The organism is Pseudomonas sp. GW823-FHT05G12, from assembly GCF_058795575.1.
On record NZ_CM179501.1, the window covers coordinates 4,780,159 to 4,804,195 of the forward strand.

At 64.0% G+C, this 24,037-nt stretch carries 24 protein-coding genes; 8 read left to right on the forward strand and 16 right to left on the reverse strand.

The window, feature by feature from the left end; all coding sequences use genetic code 11:
• Window positions 1-26 precede the first annotated feature (26 nt).
• From plsB to AC3RCM_RS21860, 3 genes are all read left to right on the forward strand, one after another.
• Window positions 27-2,513, forward strand: a complete 2,487-nt coding sequence (plsB, locus tag AC3RCM_RS21850) for a glycerol-3-phosphate 1-O-acyltransferase PlsB (RefSeq protein ID WP_180689358.1) — start codon at window positions 27-29, stop codon at window positions 2,511-2,513.
• Window positions 2,514-2,589: 76 nt separating this feature from the next.
• Window positions 2,590-2,988 (forward strand): YbaY family lipoprotein, encoded by a 399-nt coding sequence (locus tag AC3RCM_RS21855; RefSeq protein ID WP_003252249.1) that lies wholly within the window; start codon window positions 2,590-2,592, stop codon window positions 2,986-2,988.
• A 33-nt stretch (window positions 2,989-3,021) separates the two neighbouring features.
• Window positions 3,022-3,708 carry a DUF4197 domain-containing protein gene (locus tag AC3RCM_RS21860; protein WP_003252248.1) on the forward strand — a complete coding sequence of 229 codons (687 nt, stop codon included), beginning with the start codon at window positions 3,022-3,024 and terminating at the stop codon, window positions 3,706-3,708.
• Window positions 3,709-3,888: 180 nt separating this feature from the next.
• On the opposite strand, the gene AC3RCM_RS21865 is transcribed toward AC3RCM_RS21860, so the two are convergent.
• Both AC3RCM_RS21865 and AC3RCM_RS21870 read right to left on the reverse strand, forming a co-directional pair.
• Window positions 3,889-6,954 carry an efflux RND transporter permease subunit gene (locus tag AC3RCM_RS21865; protein ID WP_198747640.1) on the reverse strand — a complete coding sequence of 1,022 codons (3,066 nt, stop codon included), beginning with the start codon at window positions 6,952-6,954 and terminating at the stop codon, window positions 3,889-3,891.
• Between the two features lie 6 nt (window positions 6,955-6,960).
• Complete coding sequence (locus AC3RCM_RS21870) at window positions 6,961-8,061, reverse strand: efflux RND transporter periplasmic adaptor subunit (RefSeq protein WP_010952607.1); 1,101 nt, start codon at window positions 8,059-8,061, stop codon at window positions 6,961-6,963.
• A 250-nt stretch (window positions 8,062-8,311) separates the two neighbouring features.
• Between AC3RCM_RS21870 and AC3RCM_RS21875 the strand changes: the two genes are divergently transcribed.
• Window positions 8,312-8,953: a TetR/AcrR family transcriptional regulator gene (locus tag AC3RCM_RS21875; RefSeq protein ID WP_064491434.1), complete on the forward strand. Its 642-nt coding sequence runs from the start codon at window positions 8,312-8,314 to the stop codon at window positions 8,951-8,953.
• Window positions 8,954-9,022: 69 nt separating this feature from the next.
• Here AC3RCM_RS21875 and AC3RCM_RS21880 read toward each other — a convergent pair whose 3' ends face one another.
• A complete protein-coding gene (locus tag AC3RCM_RS21880) occupies window positions 9,023-9,799 on the reverse strand; it encodes a class I SAM-dependent methyltransferase (RefSeq protein WP_064491435.1) in 777 nt (258 codons plus the stop codon).
• Between the two features lie 104 nt (window positions 9,800-9,903).
• Between AC3RCM_RS21880 and AC3RCM_RS21885 the strand changes: the two genes are divergently transcribed.
• Window positions 9,904-10,524, forward strand: coding sequence for a hypothetical protein (locus AC3RCM_RS21885; protein WP_020192465.1), 621 nt, complete (start codon window positions 9,904-9,906; stop codon window positions 10,522-10,524).
• Between the two features lie 2 nt (window positions 10,525-10,526).
• Here the strand turns inward: AC3RCM_RS21885 and AC3RCM_RS21890 are convergent, their stop codons facing one another.
• The 8 genes from AC3RCM_RS21890 to ppc all read right to left on the reverse strand — a co-directional run bounded on the left by AC3RCM_RS21890 (window position 10,527) and on the right by ppc (window position 17,719).
• On the reverse strand, window positions 10,527-11,216 hold the full coding sequence (locus AC3RCM_RS21890; RefSeq protein ID WP_014592158.1) for an extensin-like domain-containing protein: 690 nt from the start codon (window positions 11,214-11,216) through the stop codon (window positions 10,527-10,529).
• A complete protein-coding gene (locus AC3RCM_RS21895; protein ID WP_014592159.1) occupies window positions 11,216-12,046 on the reverse strand; it encodes an isocitrate lyase/PEP mutase family protein in 831 nt (276 codons plus the stop codon). The genes AC3RCM_RS21890 and AC3RCM_RS21895 overlap by 1 nt, the downstream gene beginning before the upstream one ends.
• Window positions 12,047-12,074: 28 nt before the next feature.
• Window positions 12,075-12,944, reverse strand: a complete 870-nt coding sequence (locus tag AC3RCM_RS21900; RefSeq protein ID WP_318081663.1) for a DUF72 domain-containing protein — start codon at window positions 12,942-12,944, stop codon at window positions 12,075-12,077.
• Between the two features lie 3 nt (window positions 12,945-12,947).
• The gene (locus tag AC3RCM_RS21905; RefSeq protein WP_064491439.1) at window positions 12,948-13,238 is read right to left on the reverse strand and encodes a hypothetical protein; all 291 of its coding nucleotides are present in this window, start codon (window positions 13,236-13,238) and stop codon (window positions 12,948-12,950) included.
• A 131-nt stretch (window positions 13,239-13,369) separates the two neighbouring features.
• Entirely contained in the window at window positions 13,370-14,044 is a 675-nt protein-coding gene (gene tsaB / locus AC3RCM_RS21910) for a tRNA (adenosine(37)-N6)-threonylcarbamoyltransferase complex dimerization subunit type 1 TsaB (RefSeq protein ID WP_014592162.1), read from the reverse strand.
• Between the two features lie 139 nt (window positions 14,045-14,183).
• The gene (adk, locus tag AC3RCM_RS21915; protein WP_004575467.1) at window positions 14,184-14,834 is read right to left on the reverse strand and encodes an adenylate kinase; all 651 of its coding nucleotides are present in this window, start codon (window positions 14,832-14,834) and stop codon (window positions 14,184-14,186) included.
• A gap of 10 nt (window positions 14,835-14,844) precedes the next feature.
• Window positions 14,845-15,060 (reverse strand): hypothetical protein, encoded by a 216-nt coding sequence (locus tag AC3RCM_RS21920; protein WP_492629136.1) that lies wholly within the window; start codon window positions 15,058-15,060, stop codon window positions 14,845-14,847.
• 31 nt (window positions 15,061-15,091) lie between these two features.
• Window positions 15,092-17,719 carry a phosphoenolpyruvate carboxylase gene (gene ppc / locus AC3RCM_RS21925; protein WP_064491440.1) on the reverse strand — a complete coding sequence of 876 codons (2,628 nt, stop codon included), beginning with the start codon at window positions 17,717-17,719 and terminating at the stop codon, window positions 15,092-15,094.
• 181 nt (window positions 17,720-17,900) lie between these two features.
• Here ppc and AC3RCM_RS21930 point away from each other — a divergent pair, with 181 nt between their 5' ends.
• The 3 genes from AC3RCM_RS21930 to lptF all read left to right on the forward strand — a co-directional run bounded on the left by AC3RCM_RS21930 (window position 17,901) and on the right by lptF (window position 19,777).
• Window positions 17,901-18,245: a hypothetical protein gene (locus AC3RCM_RS21930; RefSeq protein ID WP_021785939.1), complete on the forward strand. Its 345-nt coding sequence runs from the start codon at window positions 17,901-17,903 to the stop codon at window positions 18,243-18,245.
• 276 nt (window positions 18,246-18,521) lie between these two features.
• A complete protein-coding gene (locus AC3RCM_RS21935) occupies window positions 18,522-18,935 on the forward strand; it encodes a DUF4398 domain-containing protein (RefSeq protein ID WP_020190164.1) in 414 nt (137 codons plus the stop codon).
• Window positions 18,936-18,985: 50 nt separating this feature from the next.
• Window positions 18,986-19,777 (forward strand): lipotoxin F family OmpA-related lipoprotein LptF, encoded by a 792-nt coding sequence (gene lptF / locus AC3RCM_RS21940; RefSeq protein ID WP_020190165.1) that lies wholly within the window; start codon window positions 18,986-18,988, stop codon window positions 19,775-19,777.
• A 177-nt stretch (window positions 19,778-19,954) separates the two neighbouring features.
• On the opposite strand, the gene AC3RCM_RS21945 is transcribed toward lptF, so the two are convergent.
• The 5 genes from AC3RCM_RS21945 to AC3RCM_RS21965 form a co-directional block, all read right to left on the reverse strand.
• Window positions 19,955-20,281, reverse strand: coding sequence for a PA3694 family proteiin (locus AC3RCM_RS21945; RefSeq protein ID WP_003252219.1), 327 nt, complete (start codon window positions 20,279-20,281; stop codon window positions 19,955-19,957).
• Window positions 20,278-21,201, reverse strand: a complete 924-nt coding sequence (locus AC3RCM_RS21950) for an alpha/beta hydrolase (RefSeq protein WP_492629137.1) — start codon at window positions 21,199-21,201, stop codon at window positions 20,278-20,280. Before AC3RCM_RS21950 ends, AC3RCM_RS21945 begins: the two co-directional genes overlap by 4 nt.
• Window positions 21,173-22,450 carry a flavohemoglobin expression-modulating QEGLA motif protein gene (locus AC3RCM_RS21955; protein WP_003252215.1) on the reverse strand — a complete coding sequence of 426 codons (1,278 nt, stop codon included), beginning with the start codon at window positions 22,448-22,450 and terminating at the stop codon, window positions 21,173-21,175. The genes AC3RCM_RS21950 and AC3RCM_RS21955 overlap by 29 nt, the downstream gene beginning before the upstream one ends.
• Window positions 22,451-22,585: 135 nt before the next feature.
• Window positions 22,586-23,134 carry a hypothetical protein gene (locus AC3RCM_RS21960; RefSeq protein WP_064491441.1) on the reverse strand — a complete coding sequence of 183 codons (549 nt, stop codon included), beginning with the start codon at window positions 23,132-23,134 and terminating at the stop codon, window positions 22,586-22,588.
• Window positions 23,135-23,164: 30 nt separating this feature from the next.
• A complete protein-coding gene (locus AC3RCM_RS21965; RefSeq protein WP_019437363.1) occupies window positions 23,165-23,869 on the reverse strand; it encodes a TetR/AcrR family transcriptional regulator in 705 nt (234 codons plus the stop codon).
• Window positions 23,870-24,037: the final 168 nt, after the last annotated feature.

Genomic DNA, 24,037 nt, shown 5'->3' on the forward strand with positions numbered 1-24,037 from the left:
AAAATCACACCCAGGGCACACACCCCATGACCCGTTCCCCCCTGCACCGCCTGATATTCGGCGGCCTGCGTCGCCTGTTGTACCTGTGGGTGCGCTCCGAGACCATCAACCAGTCTTCCATGACCCTCAACCTCGACCGCAGCCGGCCGGTGTTCTATGCGTTGCCCTCGCCCGCGCTCACCGACCTGGCCGTGCTCGACCACGAGTGCACCAAGGCGGGGCTGCCGCGCCCGGTGCTGCCGGTAGCCGTCGGCCCACTGCAGGAACCCGCCGCGTTCTTCTACCTGACCCCCGACCCGGACTGGCTCGGCCGCCAGGACAAAAGCGGCGCCCCGCCCACGCTCGAGCGCCTGGTGGCTGCCGTCAGCCAGCATGCCGAAGAAGATGCGCAGATCATTCCTGTCAGCGTGTTCTGGGGCCAGACCCCGGCCAGCGAGTCCAGCCCCTGGAAGCTGCTGTTCGCCGACAGCTGGGCGGTAACCGGGCGCCTGCGCCGGTTGCTGACCGTACTGATCCTGGGGCGCAAGACCCGGGTACAGTTCTCCGCGCCAATCCACCTGCGCGAACTGGTGCAGCACAACAAAGGCCACGAGCGCACCGTGCGCATGGCCCAGCGCCTGATGCGCGTGCACTTTCGCAACCTCAAGACTGCCGTCATCGGCCCGGACATCTCGCACCGACGCACCCTGGTCAAAGGCCTGGTCCATGCCCCGCAAGTGCGCCAGGCGATTGCCGACGAAGCTCAGCGCGAGAACCTGCCGCTGGCCAAAGCCGAGGCCCAGGCACTGCGCTATGGCAACGAGATAGCCTCGGACTACACCTATACCGCCATCCGCTTCCTCGAAGTGGTGCTCAGCTGGTTCTGGAACAAGATCTACGACGGCATCAAGGTCAACCACATCGAACAGGTGCAGGGTATCGCCCCTGGCCATGAAGTGATCTACGTGCCATGCCACCGCAGCCACATCGACTACCTGCTGCTGTCGTACCTGCTGTTCCGCAACGGCCTCACCCCGCCGCACGTGGCTGCGGGCATCAACCTCAACATGCCGGTGGTCGGTAACCTGCTACGCCGTGGTGGCGCCTTCTTCATGCGCCGCACGTTCAAGGGCAACCCGCTTTACACGGCAGTGTTCAACGAGTACCTGCACACCCTGTACACCAAGGGCTTCCCGGTCGAGTACTTCGTCGAAGGCGGCCGCTCGCGTACCGGGCGCATGTTGCAGCCGCGCACCGGGATGCTGGCCATTACCCTGCGCAGCTTCCTGCGCTCGTCGCGTACGCCAATCGTGTTCGTGCCGGTGTACATCGGCTACGAACGCGTGCTCGAAGGCCGTACCTACCTGGGCGAACTGCGCGGCGCCAGCAAGAAGAAGGAGTCGGTGTTGGACATCTTCAAGGTGTTCGGTGCACTCAAGCAGCGCTTTGGCCAGGTCTACGTCAACTTCGGCGAACCCATCCGCCTGGCTGGTTTCCTCGACCAGCAGCAGCCCGGCTGGCGTGAACAGGATCACGGTCCGCAGTACCGACCGGACTGGCTCAACGCCACCACCGCCCGCCTGGGAGAAACCGTGGCCCGCCACCTCAACGAGGCGGCCGCCATCAACCCGGTCAACCTGGTGGCCTTGGCACTGCTGTCGACCAGCCGCCTTGCCCTGGACGAGCGCGCCCTGACCCGCGTACTCGACCTGTACCTGGCGCTGCTGCGCCAAGTGCCCTACTCGCCGCACACCACCCTGCCCGAGGGCGACGGCCAGGCACTGATCGAACATGTGCGCAGCATGAACCTGGTGGCCGAGCAGAAGGACGCCCTGGGCCGCATCCTCTACCTGGATGAAGGCAACGCGGTGCTGATGACCTACTACCGCAACAACGTGCTGCACATCTTCGCCCTGCCGGCGCTGCTGGCCAGCTTCTTCCTCAGCAGTTCCCGCATGAGCCGCCAACTGCTGGGCCAGTATGTGCATGCGCTTTATCCCTATCTGCAGGCCGAACTGTTCCTGCGCTGGACGCCAGAACAGCTGGACGAGGTCATCGACCAATGGCTGGTCGCGCTGGTGGAACAGGGCCTGCTGCGCCAGGACAACGACCTGTACGTGCGCCCGGCGCCCAGCTCGCGGCAGTTCGTGTTGCTGACCCTGCTCGCCCGCACCATCACCCAGACCCTGCAGCGCTTCTACATGGCAACCTCGCTGCTGATCAACAGCGGGCAGAACAGCCTGAGCGCCGAAGCGCTGGAAGACCTATGCGTGATGATGGCCCAGCGCCTGTCGATCCTGCATGGCCTGAACGCACCGGAGTTCTTCGACAAGACGCTGTTCCGCCACTTCATCCAGACCTTGCTTCAGCAAGGCGTGCTGCACGCCGACGCGCAAGGCAAGCTGGGTTATCACGACAAGCTCGGCGAGCTGGCCGAGGGCGTGGCCAAGCGAGTACTGTCGGCCGAGCTGCGCCTGTCGATCCGCCAGGTGGCCCTGCACCGTGACGACGGGCTGGAAACTTCGACCCTCTAACGGTTCATCGGTCGGCAAAATCCGCTAAAGTCCGTGGGGTTGGCCACAAGCCAGCTCCAAGGACACCGGAGATTCCATGAAAAAGCTCTTTATGCTGTGTTGCGCATCCCTGCTTGCAGCCTGCTCCAGCCAAACCCCACCCAACCAGGCCAGCCTGGACGGTGAAGTCTTCTACCTGCAGCGCATTGCCCTGCCGCCTGCAGCCACCCTGAGTGTGGAACTGCAGGATGTGTCGCTGATGGACGCCCCTGCCGTGACCCTGGCGCGCCAGGCCGGCCCGGTCAAAGGCAACGTGCCGCTGCCGTTCCATCTCACCTATGACCCCGCGCAGGTCAAGCCTGGCCACCGCTATGCGGTGAGTGCGCGCATCGAGCTGAATGGCAAGTTGCTGTTCATCAATACCGAACACCACGGTGTCGCGCTCGATGGCAGTGACCCGCAATCGGTACGCATCAAGGTAGATCAGGTTCGCTGATACCCGTTCTCATCCGTTTACAAGGAAAGCTTCATGATCCGCACTTCCCTGCGCTTCACCACCCTGTGCGCCGGCCTGCTGCTGTCGGCCAGCGCCCTGGCCCTGTCGCTGGGCGACCTCAGCCAGAAAGACGCCACCGGCGGCCTGAAAGATGCCCTGACCCAAGGTGCGCAACTGGCCGTCAAGCAACTGAGCACCCCAGGCGGCTTCAGCAACAACCCGGACGTGCGCATCGAGCTGCCAGGCAACCTGGGCAAAGCCGCCAAGGCGATGAAGATGTTCGGCAAGGGTGAACAGGTCGAAGCCCTGGAAACCAGCATGAACAAAGCCGCCGAGGCTGCCGTGCCGCAGGCCCAGGCGATTCTGGTGGATGCCGTGAAGAACATGAGCGTGACCGATGCCAAGGGCATTCTCAGCGGCGGTGACGACTCGGCCACCCAGTACCTGAACAAGAGCAGCCGCGAGCAGATCCGCGCCAAGTTCCTGCCAATCGTCAAGCAGGCCACCGACAAGGTTGGCGTGGCCCAGCAGTACAACGCCTTCGCTGCCCAAGCCAAAGGCCTGGGGCTGGTCAAGGATGACGCCAATATTGAGAACTACGTGACCGAGAAGGCGCTGGATGGCCTGTTCGAGATGATCGGCAAGCAGGAGCAGAGCATTCGCCAGAACCCGGCAGCGGCGGCTACCAGCCTGGCCAAGAAGGTCTTCGGCGCGCTGTAGGAGCGGGTTCACCCGCGAAAGGGCCGGGCCTGCTGGCCAATTTTCACCAGCCGCTCACCGTTGCTGCCGCCACCGTATTCGCGGGTAAACCCGCGCCTACACGGCGGCGGGGTTGGACACAGGCCGTCGTAGGAGCGGGTTCACCCGCGAAGGGAGGGCCAAGCCCTCCCCCTGCGGCCTTCAGCCCTTCTTCACCCTGAACCACGCCGCATACAACGCCGGCAGGAACAGCAGTGTAAGCACCGTGGCCACGATCAACCCACCCATGATCGCCACCGCCATCGGTCCATAGAACACACTACGCGACAACGGGATCATGGCCAGCACTGCCGCCAGCGCGGTCAGCACGATCGGCCGGAAGCGCCGCACCGTTGCCTCGATGATCGCCTGCCAGCGCTCCATCCCCGCTGCGATGTCCTGCTCGATCTGGTCCACCAGGATCACCGAGTTGCGCATGATCATCCCCGCCAAGGCAATGGTGCCAAGCATGGCGACAAAGCCGAACGGCTGGCGGAACACCAGCAGGAACAGGGTCACACCAATCAACCCCAGCGGCGCGGTGAGGAACACCATCACCGTGCGCGAGAAACTGCGCAGCTGGATCATCAGCAAGCTCAGGACTACCACGATGAACAGTGGCATGCCGGCATTCACCGATTTCTGCCCCCGTTCGGAGTCCTCCACCGTGCCGCCCACCTCCAGCAGGTAGCCATCGGGCAGCTTGGCGCGGATTTCCTGCAGGGTCGGCAGAATCTGCTTCACCAGCGTCGCCGGCTGCTCCTGGTCGTAGATATCGGCACGCACGGTCACCGTCGGCAAGCGGTTGCGGTGCCAGATAATGCCTTCTTCAAAGCCGTACTCCAGGGTCGCCACCTGCGACAGCGCCACGCTCTGGCCATTGTCGGTGGGCAATGCCAGGCTACCCAGGTTGCCCAGCTCGCTGCGCTCCTGGAGGGTGCCGCGCAGCAGGATCTCGATCAGTTCGTTGTCCTCGCGGTACTGGCTGACCGTGGTGCCGATCAGCGAGCTTTGCAGGAAGCTCGCCAGGTGCGAAGTGCTCACGCCCAGCGCACGGGCGCGGTCCTGGTCGATTTCGAGGAACACCGCCTTGCTGGGTTCCTCCCAGTCCAGGTGCACGTTCACCACATGCGGGTTCTCGCGCACCTTGTCCGCCACTTCACGGGCCAGTGCACGGGCCTTCTCGATATGCTCGCCAGTGACCCGGAACTGCACCGGGTAGCCCACAGGCGGGCCGTTTTCCAGGCGCGTGACCCGGGCGCGCAGGTCGGGGAACTGCTGGTCCACAGTGCTGATCAGCCAACTGCGCAGGCGCTCGCGGTCTTCCATCGACTTGGCCAGCACCACGAACTGGGCAAAGCTGGCTGCCGGCAGTTGCTGGTCCAGCGGCAGGTAGAAGCGCGGCGAACCGGTGCCCACATAGGCCACGTAGTTGTCGATACCGTCCTGCTGCTTGAGCAGCGCCTCCAGCTGCGTGACCCGCTCGGCGGTATTGGCCAGCGAGGCGCCTTCGGCCAGCTTCAGGTCAACCATCAGCTCCGGGCGACCGGAAGCCGGGAAGAACTGCTGGGGTACGAAGCGGAACAGCAGGATGCTGCCGACAAAGGCAGCGATGGTCAGCAGGATTACCGTCTTGCGCCGCCGTACGCACCACTCCACCAGCCGTCGCACGCGCTGGTAGAACGGGGTGGCGTATGGGTCTGGTGCATGGCCGTCCTTGCCATGACGCGCCGCATGCAGCTTGGCCAGGTCGGGTAGCAGGCGCTCGCCCAGGTAAGGCACGAACACCACGGCCGCCACCCAAGAGGTCAGCAAAGCGATGGTGACCACCTGGAAGATCGACCGGGTGTATTCGCCCGTGCTGGAGGCCGCGGTGGCAATCGGCAGAAAGCCTGCTGCCGTGATCAGCGTACCGGTGAGCATCGGGAAGGCCGTACTCGTCCAGGCATAGCTGGCTGCCTTGAGGCGGTCATAGCCCTGCTCCATCTTGATCGCCATCATCTCCACGGCAATGATCGCGTCGTCCACCAGCAAGCCCAAGGCCAGCACCAGCGCGCCAAGGGAAATCTTGTGCAGGCCGATGCCGAAGTAGTGCATGGCGGCAAAGGTCATGGCCAACACCAGCGGAATGGCCAGCGCCACCACCAGGCCAGTGCGCAGACCCAGCGAGAAGAAGCTCACCAGCAGCACAATGACCAACGCCTCGACCAGCACCTGCACGAACTCGCCCACGCCGGCCTTGACCGCCGCCGGTTGATCCGAAACCTTGCGCAGCGCCATGCCGGCAGGCAGGTTATGCGCCAGGCGCTCGAACTCGCCTTCCAGGGCCTTGCCCAGTACCAGGATGTCGCCACCGTCTTTCATCGACACCGCCAGGCCAATGGCATCCTCGCCCATGAAGCGCATGCGCGGTGCAGGTGGGTCGTTGAAGCCACGGTGCACCTCGGCGACATCACCAATCCGGAAGGTGCGATCACCCACGCGAATGGGGAACTGGCGGATCTGCTCGACACTGTCGAAACGCCCGCTCACGCGCAGTTGCAAGCGCTCGCTGGGCGTCTCGAAGAAACCGGCGGTGCTCACCGCGTTCTGCTCTTGCAACGCCTTCTGCACGGCTTCCAGCGGCACGCCGAGGGTGGCCAGCTTGAGGTTGGACAGCTCGATCCAGACTTTCTCGTCCTGCAGGCCGATCAGCTCGACCTTGCCCACATCCTTGACCCGCTGCAGCTGGATCTGGATACGGTCGGCGTAGTCCTTGAGCACCGCATAGTCAAAGCCTTCGCCAGTCAGCGCATAGATATTGCCGAAGGTGGTGCCGAACTCGTCGTTGAAGAACGGGCCCTGGATCTCCGGCGGCAAGGTGTGGCGAATGTCCGCAACCTTCTTGCGGATCTGGTACCACAACTCGGGGATGTCCTTGGAGTGCAGCGAGTCGCGGGCCATGAAAGTAACCTGCGATTCGCCGGGGCGAGAGAACGAGACGATTCTCTCGTACTCACCGGTTTCCATCAGCTTCTTCTCGATGCGCTCGGTCACCTGCCGCGCCACTTCTTCAGCGCTGGCGCCTGGCCACAAGGTGCGGATGACCATGGCCTTGAAGGTGAATGGCGGGTCCTCGCTCTGGCCAAGCTTGGTGTACGACATGGCGCCAATGGCGGCCAGCAGGATCATCAGGAACAGGACGATCTGGCGGTTGCGCAGCGCCCAGGCAGAAAGGTTGAAACCCATCGGGACTTACTCCTTGGCCGTCAGGTTCACTACACGGTTGCTGCGGTCCACGGGGCGTACCTCCTGGCCCTCGCGCAGTACATGGCCACCAGCGGCAACCACCCAGTCACCCGGGTCCAGGCCTTCGAGCACCGGCACACTGTCGCTGCCATAAGCCCCCAGGCGCACGGTCGCCCGCTCCAGGCGGCTTTCCTTGTTCACCCGCCAGACATAGGCCTGACCGTTTTCCGCAGTCACTGCCGACAGCGGTACCGCCAGCGGGATCAGCCCGTCCTTGGCGATGAACACCCGGGCGCTCTGGCCCAGCTCGGCCGGTACGGCGGCCGTGGTGAAGGCGATGCGCGCCGCGAACGTGCGCGAGCGCGGGTCGGCGGCCGGTGACAGCTCGCGAATGCGCCCCTGGAAACGCGCCTGCGGGTGCGACCACAGCTCCACGCTCACCGGTTGGCCCACAGCGAAGCGGGCAAACTGCTGCTCCGGCAGGCCGATGGCCACTTCTCGCTCGCCATCGGCGGCAAGGGTGAACACGGTCTGCCCGGCGGCGACCACCTGGCCCACTTCAACCTGGCGCTTGGCGATCACCCCGGCCTGCGGCGCACGCAATACGGCATATTCGGCCTGGTTGCCCGCCACATCGAACTCGGCCTTGGCCTGCTTCAGACGGGCAAGGCCTGCACGGTAGAGGTTTTCGGCATTGTCGTACTGGGAGTGGCTGACCATCTGCCGCTCCAGCAGCTTCTGGTAGCGGTCGCGTTCGGCGCGCACCAATGCCAGGTTGGCCTCGGCAGCCGCCAGCTGGGCGCGGTTGGCTTCAAGTTGCAGGCGCACGTCCTGCGGGTCCAGTTCGGCCAGCGGCTGGTCGGCCTTGACCCGCTGCCCCTCCTCCACCAGACGCTTGCTGACCTTGCCGCCAATGCGGAAGGCCAGCTCCGGCTCGAAGCGCGCGCGTACTTCGCCGGGGTAACTGTCGGCAGCGGCTTCGGCAGGCTGTGGCTGCACCACCAGCGCCGGGCGCGGCGCGGCGGGTGGGGCGGCTTCCTGACCACACGCCGCCAGAAGCAGGGCAGCGGCGGCGGGCAGAGCGATGGACAAGGCATGGCGCAACATGATGAATCCTTTCGCGGAGTGCACATTTAATATTTGTACTGGCTGGTATATTAAATCAGTGCAACGATGCCGGGAAGGGTATGCGCTGGTTTTTCGACGACCTGGCTGGAGCCCTCTGGCGCCTGTGAAATCAAGCGGCGGCTGAACGCCCACCCTGTCGATCAACTGAACGCTGGCAGGCCGCAGGTAAATGTGAGCTAGTTTTAGCCGTATCGCGGCTGACCCGTTAAGATGGGGATTCTTAAACCAGATGCAGACCACAATGCTCAACGACGCACCCATCGGCCCAGGCCGGCCCAAGGACCTGGCCAAGCGCGAGGCGATCCTCGAAGCGGCCAAGGCCCTGTTCCTCAGCCTTGGCTACGCCAACACCAGCATGGATGCGGTCGCTGCGGCGGCAGGTGTTTCAAAGCTCACCGTGTACAGCCACTTCACCGACAAACAGACATTGTTCTGTTCGGCGGTCATGGCCACCTGCCAGATCCAGTTGCCTGACCTGCTGTTCGAGTATCCCGAGGGGGTACCGGTGGAAGAAGTGCTGCTGACGATTGCCCGCAACTTCCAGGCGCTTATCAGCAGTGACGAAGCGATCAAGCTCAGCCGCCTGATCATGGCCCAGGGCAGCCTGGACCCGAGTTTTGGCGAGTACTTCTACGAGGCCGGGCCCAAGCGCGTGCTCGCAGGCATGGAAGCGCTACTGCGTGGGGCACATGAGCGCGGGCTGCTGCGCATCGACAACCCCTTGAGGGCGGCGGAGCACTTCTTCTGCCTGGTCAAAGGGGCACCGGATTACCGGTTGCTGCTGGGATGTGCGGGGCCGCTGGAAGGCGATGAAGCCGAGGCGCATGTGCGCGAGGTGGTGGGGGTGTTCTTGAGGGCATTCAAACCCTGATACCTGGATATCTTTGCAGGCCTCTTCGCGAACTTACCCGCGAAGAAGCCTGGGCAGGCCACACAAACGTCAGGCTTTCAACGCCTTCTTCGGATAAATGTCATACCGGCTCGACTTGCCTTCCAGGCTGTGGCTGGGCTTCGGCCCGTCGATGATCGGTGCCTTGCGCGGGCGCTTCACCACCACCCGGTGGCTGGCCAGCGCCAGGGCGGCTTCAAGCAGCGCCGGGGCATCCGGGTCATCGCCCACCAAAGGCCGGAACACACGCATTTCCTTTTTCACCAGGGCGCTCTTGTCGCGGTGCGGGAACATCGGGTCGAGGTAGATCACCTGCGGCGCCTCTCCTTCCCAGGCGCGCATGCGCTCGATGGCGTTGCCGGTCAGCAGGCGCATGCGCCCGACAATCGGGCCCACTTCTTCATCCGTTCGCGCCCGCGCCAGGCCGTCCTCCAGCAGCGCGGCAATCAGCGGCTGGCGCTCGATCAGGGTCATCTGGCAGCCAAGGCTGGCCAGCACGAACGCGTCCTTGCCCAGCCCCGCCGTGGCATCCAGTACCTGCGGCCGGATACCTTGGGCAATGCCCACAGCCTTGGCGATCATCTGCCCGTTGCCACCGCCAAACTGGCGGCGATGCGCAGCCTGGCCTTCGACGAAGTCCACACGCACCGGCCCGGGCGCTTGCGGGCCAAGCTGCTGAATCTGCAAGCCGTCGGCGCCCACCTGCACCGCGAAGGCGGCGGTATCGTCCTGCAGCGGCAGGCCCAGGCGTTCAGCCCACGCCCTGGCCTGTTGCGCATACTCAGCTGTCATCGCCTCGACCCTGATACCCGTGCCTTGCTCTTCCATCGTTCACACCCGAAAAATCAAACCAAGCCCTTAATGAATCGGCAGCCACGGCCGATACAGGCAATATCCCGCTATTCTGCCAGAGCACAGCGCGCACGACTGCCATGTCAGAAACTCTTCCCATCGGCTTGACCTATTTGTCGCCCGTCGGCAACTACAGTCAGCACAACACCCAGGCACTCGGGGGCGTCAGCCACCTGTGGCAGGATTTCTTTGCCCGGGCCATGGCCGAGCAGCAGGAAGAGCCCGTAGACGGCGTCAGCCAGTCGTTCGTGCAGTACGACCAGGACAGCGGCGAACCCATCGGCGGCGCCCGTGCACTGGCCTTGATCGACGCCCAGCGCGCCTGCCCGGTGCACGACACCATCGTGGCGCCGCCCGAACCGTTGTTTCTGCCCAAGGCCGAACTTGAAGCCAAGCTGCTGCCGCCCGCCCCCGAGCCGTTCAGCGCCATGGAACTGATCGAGCAACAGCGCCAGCTCGACATCAACAACAGCTGGCTGCGCCCGGTGGTGATGAGCCAGGGTCAGCCGATCGCCGAACCCGGCCCTGGCCCCACGCCACGGTCACTGTTCCTGCCCATCGCCGAGCTGGAAAGCAACCTGCTGGACCCGGCCCCGGAACCGTTCGACGACGCCACCCTGGCCAAGCAGCAGAATGACCTGGCGTTCGACATCCACTGGGCGCGCCCAGTGGTGCTGAACAACGTGCGCGCGTACGCCTGAGGCTAACGACAGATCTGCCAACGCCCCATGTCCAGGTGAAAGTGGTTGCGGTGCGCAGCGTTGTAATCCGGCCCCAGTACCGTGCTGAAGCTCTCGCAAGCGGCCTGCTGCACCTGACGCAAGAATTCGGCCTTCTGCCCGCCCGCCTGCCAGTCACGCGCCAGGATAATGCGCTGGCCGTCCTTCAGGCGAAATCCGCTGATGTCCAGCGCATTGGCCGTGGCGTGCTGGCTCAAACGGCCCTGCTTGCGGTGGTAGACATTGCGGCAGGCAAAGCTGCCCAGGTGATCGACCTGCGTCACCGGTTGCCCAAACACTTCCTGCGCCGCCGGCTGCAAGCCATGGTTTTCGAACAGTGCATAGGCCACCGCCAACGGGCAACTGGCCAGAAAGCTGCTGCTCAGCCGCGCCTGGCCGCCCTCGATGCGCCATACGTTCTGCAGCGGGCAGTTGGCCGACGCCGGGCTGTCGGCTTGTGCCCGGTAACGCAGGTGGCTGGTTTCCAGCGCCTGCCGGCACAGCGTTGGGTCATCGCGTAGGCGCGACAGTTTGTAGGGGGTCAGCAGGTTGGGCGGCTGGCGTACGTCCAGCGGCGCCCAGGGGTTCCATGTGGCAGGCAGGCGCCAGCCGAAGTGCCAGGCCAGGCCGGCCACCGTCAGCAGGCCGGCCAGTAGCGCCAGCAATGCCCTCATCAGCGGCGGAACAGGTCGTTCAGCTGGGCAAACGGCATTGCCTGCTCACCGTAGCCGAACGTGCCCTCATCGCGAATTTCCTGCGCCGCCCGGTAGAAGGCCCCGAGTGCAGCACGGGCCAGCGACGAGCCAACGCTGACGCGGCGCACGCCCAGGTCCTGCAACTGGTTGACGCTCAGCGGCACGCCCGCCATGCCCATCAGCACATTCACAGGACGCGGTGCGACTGCCTGCACCACGGCACGGACTTCCTCCACGGTGCGCAACCCAGGCGCGTAGAGCACGTCGGCACCGGCTTCGGCATAGGCTTGCAGGCGCAGGATGGTGTCGTCGAGGTCCATGCGTCCGTGCAGCAGGTTTTCTGCCCGGGCGCACAAGGTGAACGGGAATGGCAGGCTTCGCGCAGCCTGCACAGCGGCGCGCACGCGCTCCACAGCCAACCCGAAGTCATAGATGGGCGCATCACTGCGGCCACTGGCATCTTCGATGGAGCCGCCCACCAGGCCAATTTCGGCGGCACGCAGAATGGTCTGGGCACAGTCTTCGGGCAAGTCGCCAAAACCGTTTTCCAGATCGGCGGCCACCGGCAGCGCGGTGGCATCGACGATCTCGCCGGCATTGTCCAGTGTATCGTCCAGGCTCAAGGCGCCTTCGGCGTCTGGCCGGCCCAGGCTGAAGGCCAGGCCTGCACTGGTGGTCGCCAGCGCCTCGAAACCCAGGCTGGCGAGCAACTTGGCGGAGCCGGCATCCCACGGGTTGGGGATGACGAACGCGCCGTCGCGCTCGTGTAACGCCTTGAAGGCCTCAGCTCGCAGGGTTTGCACATCCATGGTTCAACCTCCGGCAGTCAGGGAAATGTCAGAGTAGCCCCAATTGTTCGACCTCAGGGGCGCGCGGCAATTCCGACAAAGGTGCCAGGCCCGGCAGGCGTGCCATCAGGCGTTGATGGAAGCGCTGGGCCAGCGCCGCAGCCAGGCGATTGTCCGAGGTGTGCAGGAAGATATAGGGATTGCGGCCTTCTTCGATCCAGGCGGCGACTTTTTCTACCCAAGGGCTAAGGAAGGTGTGATTGGCCTCCAGTTCAGGATGGCCAATGAAGCGAACCTGCGGGTGCTGGCTGAAGGCTGCCGGCCGCGGAGGCACCTTGGGCTTCTTCGACTGCGCATGCAGCACGGCAGGGTCGCGCGAGGTACAACTGAACAGCGCACGCGGGTCGAGGCAGATACGCTCCACACCGCGCTCGTGCAGCAGGCGATTGAGCAGGCGTTCTTCCTCACCCTTGGCAAAAAAGGCCTGGTTGCGCACTTCCACAGCCACGGGCACGGCGATCTGATCGAGGAAGTGACAAAGCTCACCCAGGCGCGCCGGGCCGAACTGGGCCGGCAACTGCAACCAGTAGGGTGATACGCGCTGGCCCAGCGGGGCCATCAGCCGAGTGAAGTCGAAGGCAGGTTCAAGCTGGTCACGCAGGTCGCCCTCATGGCTGACATCCCGCGGAAACTTGGCAGTGAAGCGAAAGTGCTCGGGCATGACCTGCGCCCAGCGGGCAATGGTGCCGGGAGCGGGACGTGCGTAGAAAGTGGTGTTGCCTTCGACGGCGTTGAACACCTGGCTGTAGAAGCCAAGCATTTGATTACTGTTGGCGTCAGCGGGGTACAGGTAGTCGCGCCAGGCGTTTTCGCTCCACGACGGGCAACCGAGAAAGTAAGGCAGTGGTGAGGGATTCATCCATCAAATGTACAGGTCGAGCCCCAGTACTTCCATGTCCCAGTCAGTAAAGCCGGCAGTGCTCAGGTAGCTGGCCAGTGCGGTGGCGGTGCGGCGGTCACGGGCGCGAGGGAAAACCATATCCTGCTGGCGGGCTGGCATGCCACCACCAGGGCGGCGGGCGGTGGCTTCCTGCGGGGCGGCTTCTGCCTCCTCGATCACCTCGGCATCGTCGATGGCCTCGTCACGCACCGCTGCTTTGCGCGAGGTGCGCTTGAGCGGGTAGGACTGCGATGAGAAACCGTCGATACGCATGGCATGAGCACTCAGGACCAATGATGGCAATTTAGCAGCATCAGGGTTCCGTCGCTAATGCTTGAGTGATAACTGGACCACAGATCGCGCAAAAGGTTTTAGCGTGTTCGGCGATAACCGACGAACAGCACTCAGTGCTTCTTGGGCGTGGCTACATTATCGCGCAGATAAACCGGTTGCGCCTGCTCGGCGACGATTGCCTCGCCACGGGCCCAGGCAAAGGTGGCCAGGCTGAGAATGTCCAGAGCATTGGGCAAGGCAGCCGGGTTGCTCGCCGCCACCTGTACCGCCAGGCGCTCGGCATAGCCCCACCCGGTACCGGCACCGAACCACTCGCCATTGCTGCCTGCCGGCAGCGCCACCTGCTCGGGCGGCAATACGGCTTCACGGCCGACCAGGCACATTTCGCCCGCCGTGGCCTGGTAGCAGCCCCAGTAAACTTCATCCATGCGCGCATCGATGGCAGCGGCCACCTGCTGCACGCCCTGCTCGCGCAATGCACCCTGGGCCAAAGCGGCCAGGTTGGACACCGGCAGCACCGGGCGTTCGAGGGCGAAGGCCAGGCCTTGCACAACACCGATGGCAATACGCACGCCGGTGAACGCGCCCGGGCCACGGCCAAAGGCAATGGCATCCAGCGCATTCAGTGCCACGCCAGAGTCGGCCAGCAGTTGCTTGATCATCGGCAGCAGCTTCTGGGCATGCATGCGCGGGATCACCTCGTAGTGGCTGGTCACCTTGCCGTCATGCAGCAGCGCGACGGAACAGGCTTCGGTGGCGGTATCCAGGGCCAGCAGGGTGGTCATCGAACGGGTATCCAGGTGCGAATGAAAAAGAGCGGCAGTATAGAGCAGCAGCGGCGTTGTGTCCTGAGGGGGCGCTGTGCGGCCTACAAACGACAACGGCCCGCAAGCGGGCCGTTGTCGAGGTGCGTCAGGCGCCGGATCAGCTCAGGGCTGCCAGGACCTTGGCGGTGATGGCTTCAACCGAGCCGACACCTTCGATGTGGCTGTACTTCGGCTTGCCGCCATTGGCAGCCGACAGCTTCTGGTAGAAATCCACCAGCGGCTTGGTCTGGCTGTGGTAGACCGACAGACGATGGCGAACGGTTTCTTCCTTGTCGTCGTCACGCTGGATCAGGTCTTCACCGGTCTCGTCGTCCTTGCCTTCCACTTTCGGCGGGTTGTACTGAATGTGGTAGGTACGGCCCGAGGCCAGGTGCACGCGGCGGCCAGCCATGCGGCCGACGATTTCTTCGTCGTCCACGGCAATTTCGACCACGGCATCGATGTCGACGCCGGCAGCGACCATGGCTTCGGCCTGTGGGATGGTGCGTGGGAAGCCGTCGAACAGGCAGCCGTTGGCGCAATCAGGCTGAGCGATGCGCTCCTTCACCAGGCTGATGATCAACTCGTCGGAGACCAGCTGGCCGGCATCCATGACTTTCTTCAGCTCCAGGCCCAGCGGGGTGCCAGCCTTGACGGCGGCACGCAGCATGTCACCGGTGGAGATCTGTGGAATACCGAACTTTTCGGTGATGAACTTTGCCTGAGTACCTTTACCGGCCCCGGGAGCTCCCAGCAGAATTACGCGCATCTCGTGCTCCTCAAATTTTTTTATGAAATTCAATGGATTCGGCGACCAGGGCCAAGTCCGGAAAATCGGGTATGACCATAAATCGGTCAGAAGGCTGCTCAAGATACACAGCGCCCGGCAGCCAGACAAGCGTCCCAAAGTTGCAGAAATGCGCCACTTGCGGCTGACCGGGCAGGCGGTTGCGCCAGGCGCAACCACCCTCCCCGTCATAGTGCCGGCCCTGCATGGCACGCGCCAGACATGACCCGGGCTTGCCCTTAGCCGGTGTTGCGCAGCCCGGCGGCAATACCCGCCACGGTCACCAGCAAGGCCTGCTCCAACGGGCTGTCCAGAGCGGCTTCGCGGCTGCGCGAGCGGGCCAGCAACTCTGCCTGCAGGCGGTGCAACGGGTCCAGATAGGTATTGCGCAGGCTAATGAATTCCAGTGTCTCGGGGCTGTGCGCCAGTAGCACCGGCTGCCCGGTCAGGCCCAGCACCACCCGGCATGACTGCGACAATAGGTCGCGCAGGTGCGCACCTAAAGGACGCAGGTGCGGTTGCACCAGACGTTCGTCGTAGGCCTCGGCAATTTGCGCATCGGCCTTGGCCAGCACCATTTCCAGCATGTCGATGCGGGTGCGGAAGAACGGCCATTGCTCGCGCATCTGTGCCAGCAACTCACCCTGACCTCGGGCCAAGGCATTGGTCAGCGCCGTTTCCCAGCCCAGCCAGGCCGGCAGCATCAGCCGGGTCTGGGTCCAGCCGAAGATCCACGGGATGGCGCGCAGGCTTTCGATGCCCCCGGCGCGACGTTTTGCCGGGCGGCTGCCCAACGGCAGGCGCCCCAGTTCCTGTTCTGGCGTCGACTGACGGAAGTACTCGACGAAATCGGGATTCTCCCGTACCACGCTGCGGTAGGCCTGGACACCATCGGCGGCCAACTGGTCCATCACTTCACGCCAGGCCGGCTGCGGGGGCGGTGGTGGCAACAGCGTGGCTTCAAGCACGGCAGCCAGGTACAGGTTGAGGTTTTGCTCGGCAATGCCCGGCAAGCCGAACTTGAAGCGGATCATTTCACCCTGCTCGGTGGTGCGGAAACGCCCCGCCACCGAACCCGGTGGCTGCGACAGGATCGCGGCATGGGCCGGACCGCCGCCTCGCCCGACCGTACCGCCACGGCCGTGGAACAGCAGCAGCTCGACCTGATGCTCGGCACAGATGCGCACCAGGTTTTCCTGAGCCCGGTACTGCGCCCACGCAGCAGCCGTGGTGCCGGCGTCCTTGGCCGAATCGGAGTAGCCGATCATCACTTCCTGCGGGCCGCGCAGGCCCGCGCGGTAGCCCGGCAGGCCAAGCAGGCGCTGCATGACCGGGCCGGCATTGTCGAGGTCGGCCAGGGTCTCGAACAGTGGTACCACGCGCATGGGGCGGGTCAGGCCGGCTTCCTTGAGCAACAGTTGCACCGCCAGTACATCCGAGGCGGCACCGGCCATGGAGATGACGTAAGACCCCAGCGAGGCGGCCGGCGCAGCGGCCACTTCCCTGCAGGTCGCCAGCACTTCGGCGGTGTCCGCTTGCGGCTTGAAATGCGCAGGCAGCAGGGGCCGGCGGTTTTTCAGCTCGGCCTGGAGGAACGCGATGCGCTGCTCCTCATCCCAGTCGGCGTAACGCCCCAGGCCCAGGTAATCGGTAATCTCGGTCAGCGCATCACGGTGGCGGGCAGCGTCCTGGCGTACGTCCAGGCGGCCCAGGAACAGGCCGAAGGTCACCGCACGACGCAGGCAGTCAAGCAGCGGCCCCTCGGCGATCACGCCCATGCCGCATTCGTGCAGTGACTGGTAGCACAGCTCCAGCGGCGCGATCAGCTCGCGGTTGTCCACCAGCACGTCGGCACCGGCCGGTTGGTTGCTGGTCAAGGCCGAATGCGCCCATGCGCGTGTCGCACGCAGGCGGTCGCGCAGTTGCTTGAGCACTGCGCGGTAGGGTTCGGCGCTGTCGCCAACCTGCTTGCGCAGGGTGTCGTTGGCCTGCTGCATGGACAACTCGGCGGCCAGTGCATCAATGTCGCGCAGGAACAGGTCGGCGGCCATCCAGCGCGCCAGCAGGAGTACTTCGCGGGTGACGGCAGCCGTCACATTGGGGTTGCCATCACGGTCCCCACCCATCCACGAGGCAAAGCGGATCGGCGCGGCCTCCAGCGGCAGGCGCAGGCCAGTGGCCTCCAGCAGGGCCTTGTCGACCTTGCGCAGGTGGCTGGGGATGGCATGCCACAGTGAATGCTCGATCACTGCGAAACCCCACTTGGCTTCGTCTACCGGCGTAGGCCGGGTACGGCGGATTTCCTCGGTGTGCCAAGCCTCGGCGATCAGCCGGCGCAGGCGTTCGCGCACTTGCTGGCGTTCTGCCGGGGTCAGGTCACGATGGTCCTGTGCGGCCAGTTGGCCGGCGATCGCGTCGTACTTCTGGATCAGCGTGCGACGGGCCACTTCGGTGGGGTGTGCGGTGAGCACCAACTGGATATCGAGCTTGGCCAGTTGCCGGGCCAGGGCATCGTTGCTGTGGCCTGCCTGCTTCAAGCGCCCCAGCAGCTCGGGCAGTACCTGCGCTTCGAATGGCTCGGGCTGGTCGGCGTCGCGGCGGCGGATCAACTGGTACTGCTCGGCCATGTTGGCCAGGTTGAGGAACTGGTTGAAGGCCCTCGCTACGGGCAGCAGGTCTTCTTCGGCCAGGTCCGCCAGGGTCGAGCTCAGCTGCTCACCCGGGCCGCGACGGTCGGCCTTGGCACTGTGGCGGATGTCCTCGATTTTCTGCAGGAACGCATCGCCATGCTGCTGGCGAATGGTTTCGCCAAGCAGCTCACCCAACACATGGACATCTTCACGCAAACGCACATCGATATCGGTCATTGGCGCCCTCTCCGTTGCATCCCTATCAGCCTCAGCGCGCCCTGTGCAGGAGCGAGCGGTATCCCCCAAGAGTGCCCACAGCCGGGCGACGATGGCAAGCCGTGATCGGCCAAACCAAACTAAAGTGAAAGCACAGCACTCCCATGCAGTGCAGCCTTTCCAGGCGTCAACAGAGGTCATCATGAAAATCCGTGAACTCGCCCAGCATTGGGAACAGAATGCCGCCGGCACCCTCAGCCGTACCGGTCATGTCCTGCACCTGGACCTGGAGTCCGAAGCGCGCCTGGCCGCGCTGATCGACATGTACCCCAAGCGCACCGCCGAAGAACTGCTCGGCGAACTGGTCGCCGCCGCCCTTGAAGAACTGGAAGCCAGCTTCCCCTATGTACAGGGTCGCCAGGTCATCGCCACCGACGAAGAAGGCGACCCGTTGTACGAAGACGTTGGTCCTACGCCGCGCTTTCTCTCCCTGTCGCGCCAGCACCTGCACAACTTGAGCAACGCGACAGTCGACAGCGACAAATAATCCTGCGCGCCAGCATTCCGGGCCTGCTCAAGGCCCGGAATACCGCTCCAGCCTGGGAAAGTTCCAGGCAAATCGCACTGACCGATCAGTCAGAAATAGTTATCCGATCACGGCGCTTTTTTCTGAACTATTCGAAAAACCTTCGAGTCGGAGCCAATAGCCATCACGCTAAAACCCTGCACACTGCCCTCGTGCACCGTTGAACTGAAGCGCGCGGTTATGTCAGGGATTGAGCGATGGACTGCTACGGACATCGTCGTTATCAGGAGTGATCCAATGGAGCTGACCACCATGAAGACCCGCACTAGCAAACTGTCATCCACTCATGTGCGCGGGTTCAAGCTGGCCGCGCTGGCGCTGGGCAGTAGCCTGGTCCTGGCCGGCTGTGCGGGCAATCCGCCCACCGAGCAGTATGCCGTCACCCAGTCCGCCGTGAACTCCGCCGTCAGCGCTGGCGGTACCGAGTTCGCTGCCGTTGAAATGAAAGCGGCTCAGGACAAGTTCAAGCAAGCCGAAATCGCCATGCACGACAAGAAGTACGACGAGGCCAAGCGCCTGGCCCAACAGGCCGAGTGGGATGCACGCCTCGCCGAACGAAAGGCCCAGGCAGCCAAAGCCCAGAAGGCCGTGCAGGATGCCCGCCAGGGCGTTCAGGACGTACGTGAGGAAGGCCTGCGCAGCGTTCAGTGAGCCCTGCCCCGCCAACCTTAGCCTTCGCACACGATCAAAGGATGAACACTATGCGCAAACACGTCATGATTCCCGCCCTGCTGGCCCTGAGCGTCGGTCTTGCTGCCTGCTCGCACGATCCGAATGCCAATCTGGAAGCGGCCCGCACCAACTTCTCCTCGCTGCAGAGCGACCCGCAAGCGAGCAAGGTCGCGGCACTGGAGACCAAGGACGCCCAGGACTGGCTGAACAAGGCCGACAAGGCGTACATGGACCGTGAAGACGAGAAGAAAGTCGACCAACTGGCCTACCTGACCAACCAGCGCGTCGAAGTGGCCAAGCAGACCATTGCCCTGCGTACCGCCGAAGCTGAACTGAAGAACGCCTCGGCCCAGCGCGCCCAAGCCAAGCTGGATGCCCGCGACGCGCAGATCGCCAAGCTGCAGGACAGCCTCAACGCCAAGCAGACCGACCGCGGAACGCTGGTGACCTTCGGCGACGTGCTGTTCGACTTCAACAAGGCCGAACTCAAGAGCAGTGCTTACCCGAACATCACCAAGCTGGCCCAGTTCCTTCAGGAAAACCCGGAACGCAAGGTGATCGTCGAGGGCTACACCGACAGCGTCGGCTCGGCCAACTACAACCAGACACTGTCCGAACGCCGCGCCAACAGCGTGCGCATGGCACTGGTACGTGCCGGGGTAGATCCGGCGCGTATCGTTTCCCAGGGCTATGGCAAGGAGTACCCGGTAGCGGACAACTCGAGCAACTCGGGACGTGCGCAGAACCGTCGGGTGGAGGTGACCATCTCCAACGACAACCAGCCGGTGGCACCACGCTCGGTGAGCCAGGTTCAGCGCTAAGGCTGGCTAGCTGAAAGGACAAGCCCCGCGATCGACGCGGGGCTTTCTTTTGCCTGTTCGGGCCTCTTCGCGGGCACGCCCGCTCCCACAGGTACGGCGCCAGTTTCGAGTTTTGCGCGACCCTGTGGGAGCGGGCGTGCCCGCGAAGAGGCGAGTTCAGGCAGCAAGGATAATGGCTCACTGCACCTGCTGCGGTGTTTCTTCGCCCATGCAGCGCACCGCGCGCTTGCGGTTGTCCACCAGCACGCCGGTCAGGCCTTTCTGCTGGGTGTCGAACAGCACCAGCACGCCGTCGACGCACTGGGCCACTTGCGGTGCCGGGTCCAGCGATACCTTGTAGTCCTCGCCGGGGATGGTCTTGAGCATGGTGAAGTCCTGCAGCAGCAGGGCATCTTCGGGCTTGGCGAAATGCAGGTAACCGTAATACCACAAAGCCCCTACCGTCACGATGATGCTGCCGACGCCGGTCAGGATCAGCGGGATGGCGTTGCGTTCTTCACTCATTGCTTGTTCTTCTCGTCAGGGAAATTGGGCACTTCGGCAAGCCGCCGCAGGCCGTTGAAATGGCTGGGATCATCGAGGAACCGCAGCATCACCTGGCGCCAGGTAGGGTCGGCGAAGGTTTGCACGTGACCCCCTCGGGTCAGTTGCAGCACCCGCGGTGGTGGCGCGTGCTGATACAGGCGGATGCCGTTGTCCATCGGCACCAGGTTGTCGTCGATACTGTGGAAAAACAACTTGGGCGGGCTGCTCAATCGCTCGATCGAGCGGATCGCGCTGTCGCCGTCCGGCACCAGCCACGACAGCGGAACCTGCAATGGCCAGGTCATCCAGGAAGTGCTGAGCGCAAAGCGCCCCACCGCGCGGTAACTGGCCGGCACACCATCGAACACCAGGGCGCTGAAGCGCTGACGCTGCTCGGGGTGGGCCGCCAGGTAATGAATGGCCATGGCACCGCCCAGGCTCTGCCCCAGCAGTACCAGCGGCTTGCCCTTGACCTCGGGCGCCTGCTGCAGCCAGGCCATGGCTGCAGCAATGTCCTTGTACACCTCCGGCAGGCTCGGCTGGCCCTGAGACAAGCCATAGCCGCGGTAATCGATCATCAACACCTGGTAGCCCTGCTCCGGCAGCCAGTAGCTACCCCCCAGGTGCCCTGGCAGGTTACCGCCGTTGCCGTGCAGGTGCAGCACCGTGCCCTTGACCTCGACCCCGGCCTTGGCTGGCAGCCACCAACCGTGAAGGCGGATGCCATCAGCAGTGGTCAGCGTGACATCGCGGTATTCCAGCTTGGCACGCTCAGGGGTGAAGGCCTGACCACGCTCGGGGTAGAACAACAGGCTGCTGCAGCCGCCAAGGCTCAGCAGGACCAGGCCGAGGACGAGCAGGCGGCAGTGCTCAGAGAATGTTCGCGTAGTCGGCTTCAATGCGATCCAGGCTCAGGTGGTTGAGGAAGTTGGAGAAGCACATCCAGGCCGACAGCGCACTCAGGTCGCGGAACTGTTCAGGCAGGTACTTGGGCGGCTCGACCAACCCTTCCTCGACCAGTTGGCGCAGGGTGCGCATGTCTTCCAGGGTGGTCTTGCCGCAGAACAGCAACGGGATCTGTTCCAGTTTGCCCTTCTTCACGGCCAACTGAATGTAGTTGTAAACCATGATGAAGCCCTTGAGGTAGGACAAGTCCTTGGTGAATGGCAGGCCGTTGGGTACCGAGCCGCGGAACACCCGGCTGGCGTTGCTGTAGCTCTGCGCCATCTCGAAGCCCTGCTCGCGGAAGAAACCGTAGACCTGCATGAAGTCTGCCCCCTCCTCAACCATGTGGATGGCACGGGTGCGGTTGGTGAGCTTGCGCAGGCGGCTGGGGTAGGAGGCAAAGGCGATCACCTCCATGAGAATCGCCAGGCCCTCCTGGGTTACCGTCGACGAGGGCGGGCCCTTGGCCAGGAAGGTGCAGATCGGCTGGTTCAGGCCATTGAGCGTGGTACCGACGTGCACCAACCCTTCGTGCACCTCCAGGGCGCGCACATCGCGGGCGTTGAACATGGCATCGGCACGCACCTTGATGTAGTCGGCACCGGCTGCGGCGTCGGCGACGATACCGTCGGACTCGAACACGCGAATGGTCCCTTCGGCCTCGCCGAACACGTTGTTCAGCCGGTGCTGGAGGATCTCCACCGCCTCCTTGGCGGTGAGATTCTTTGGCTCATCCTTGAGGTCACCACGGCCATCGATGTTGTTCAGGTAGTCCGACAGCATCAGGCCAAGGTCGGCCAGGGTCGGGTCACCGGCGTGGAAGGCATCCGAGGCGGCGCCGTACAGCTCCTGGGAGATCAGGCCGAAGTCCTCGGTACCGCGCGCTTCAAGCATGCGCACCACCATGCGGTATTCGCGGCACATGCGCTTCATGATCTGCCCGACCGGGTTGAACTGGCCCAACTGGCGAATGATGTCGCGCTCGATGCCCTGGAACTCGGCCTTGACCGCGCTGGAGTCGAACGACAGCGGGCGCGATTGGTAGTAGGCGCGATCAACCGCCGGCGGCTCCTTGCCCTTGGCCTTGAGAAAGCCCTGGCGGATGTTGTCGTCCCACTTCACCGCGTCAAGGACCCGGATCGGCGTCTGTGCCGCGACGATGCGGTCGGACAGGGCGCGGATGGTTTGCTGGTATTCGTCCACCAGGGACTCCTTTCTAGTACACGAAACCTGTACCGGCCTCTTCGCGGGCAAGCCCGCTCCCACAGGGGCACCACAGGATCAGATACCTGTGAAATACCTGTGGGAGCGGGCAAGCCCGCGAAGACGCCAACACGGTCATTTGCCCGAGCGCTGGAACCGCGCCACTTCGACGAACAGGTCGGAGTTGGCCGGGTCGTCCAGGTAGGCCAGCACCCGCGCCGCCGGGCTGTCGATCAGCACGCCGTCGCCGTTGTCCTCCGGCACTTCGGTACTACGACCGCTCAGTTCCTTCTTGCCCACCGCCTGCTGTACCTGCTCGACATCCAGGTTGTAGACCACCAGTTCCTTGCCATCGACGATATCGAAGCCGCCAATCAGGAAATTGCCGCCCAGGCGCTTGGGCACGCCAGCCGACAAGTACCAGCGGTTGCCGTGGCGTGACACGGTGAACACGTATTCTTCAGGGGCCTTGCCCTTGGCCGTGGCCACCGCCTTGTAGGCGTCGCCACCGCTACGGCTGATCACCAGTTTCAACGGCTCCCCCCAGGCGTCCTTGCTGCTCCACTTGCCGAGCAGGGCCTTGGGTGCTGCCTGGTTGCTGGGCAAGGGCTCATGGAAGGTCACCAGACAACCGCCCAGCAGCAGGAATGACAAAGTCAACAACACCACACGCCAGGCTTTCATCAGGTTCTCCTTGAAAAGGTCGTTCTCGGCTCAGGCCGATGCCAGCACCAGCTGCAGGTATCGGGTAAGCATAGCGAGCATCTGCCCATCGGCTTGCGCATTCGCTTGCTTGAGCAGGCCTTGATATTCCAACTGCTCGATAATCGCCGTCAACATCTGTGCATCCTGCTCCGGCTGCCGCGAACCCACGACCTGCAGCAATTGCCGGGTGCCGTGCAGCAGGATCTGCTCATGAGCGCACACCAGCTCAGCCAGTCGCGGGCACAGCAATGCTTCCTGGCGGAAAGCCTGCTCGGCCATCAGGAAGTCACGGCGGTTCAGCAGTTGCCGCTGAACGTAATCGGCGGTCATGCGCGCCACGTCGTCAGCCAGCCGCGCCCGTGCCTGCGGGCTGCCATCGCCCTGTGCCAGCAACTGGCGCAACACCACCTCGGTATTGGCCCACAGCTTGGCCATGTAGGCCGCACTGCGCTCGACGTACTGGGCAAAGGTATCGGTGAGCAGGTCCTCGATGTCCTTGAAGTAGTAGGTGGTGGCCGACAATGGCACGCCGGCCTCGGCGGCCACTGCCCGGTGGCGCACACCGCGCACGCCGTCGCGTACGACAATGCGCATGGCGGCATCGAGAATCAACTGGCGACGCTGTTCGCTGCCTTGGCGGGCAGTCTTGCGGCCTTGGTATTGCACGCTTTCGGCGACGGCGGTGGCGATGCCGGCGGCGCCTTGGTCAGGCATGGCGGGTGTCACGGGGGATACCTCATGGGCAGTGTTTCGTCAGTGCTGGCCCATTCGCGGGTGAACCCGCTCCTACAAGGCCTTTGTAGGAGCGGGTTTACCCGCGAAGAGGCCGGTACTGACAACATAAAGCTTCAGGCAAGAAAAAGCCGCCTCGAAAGGCGGCTC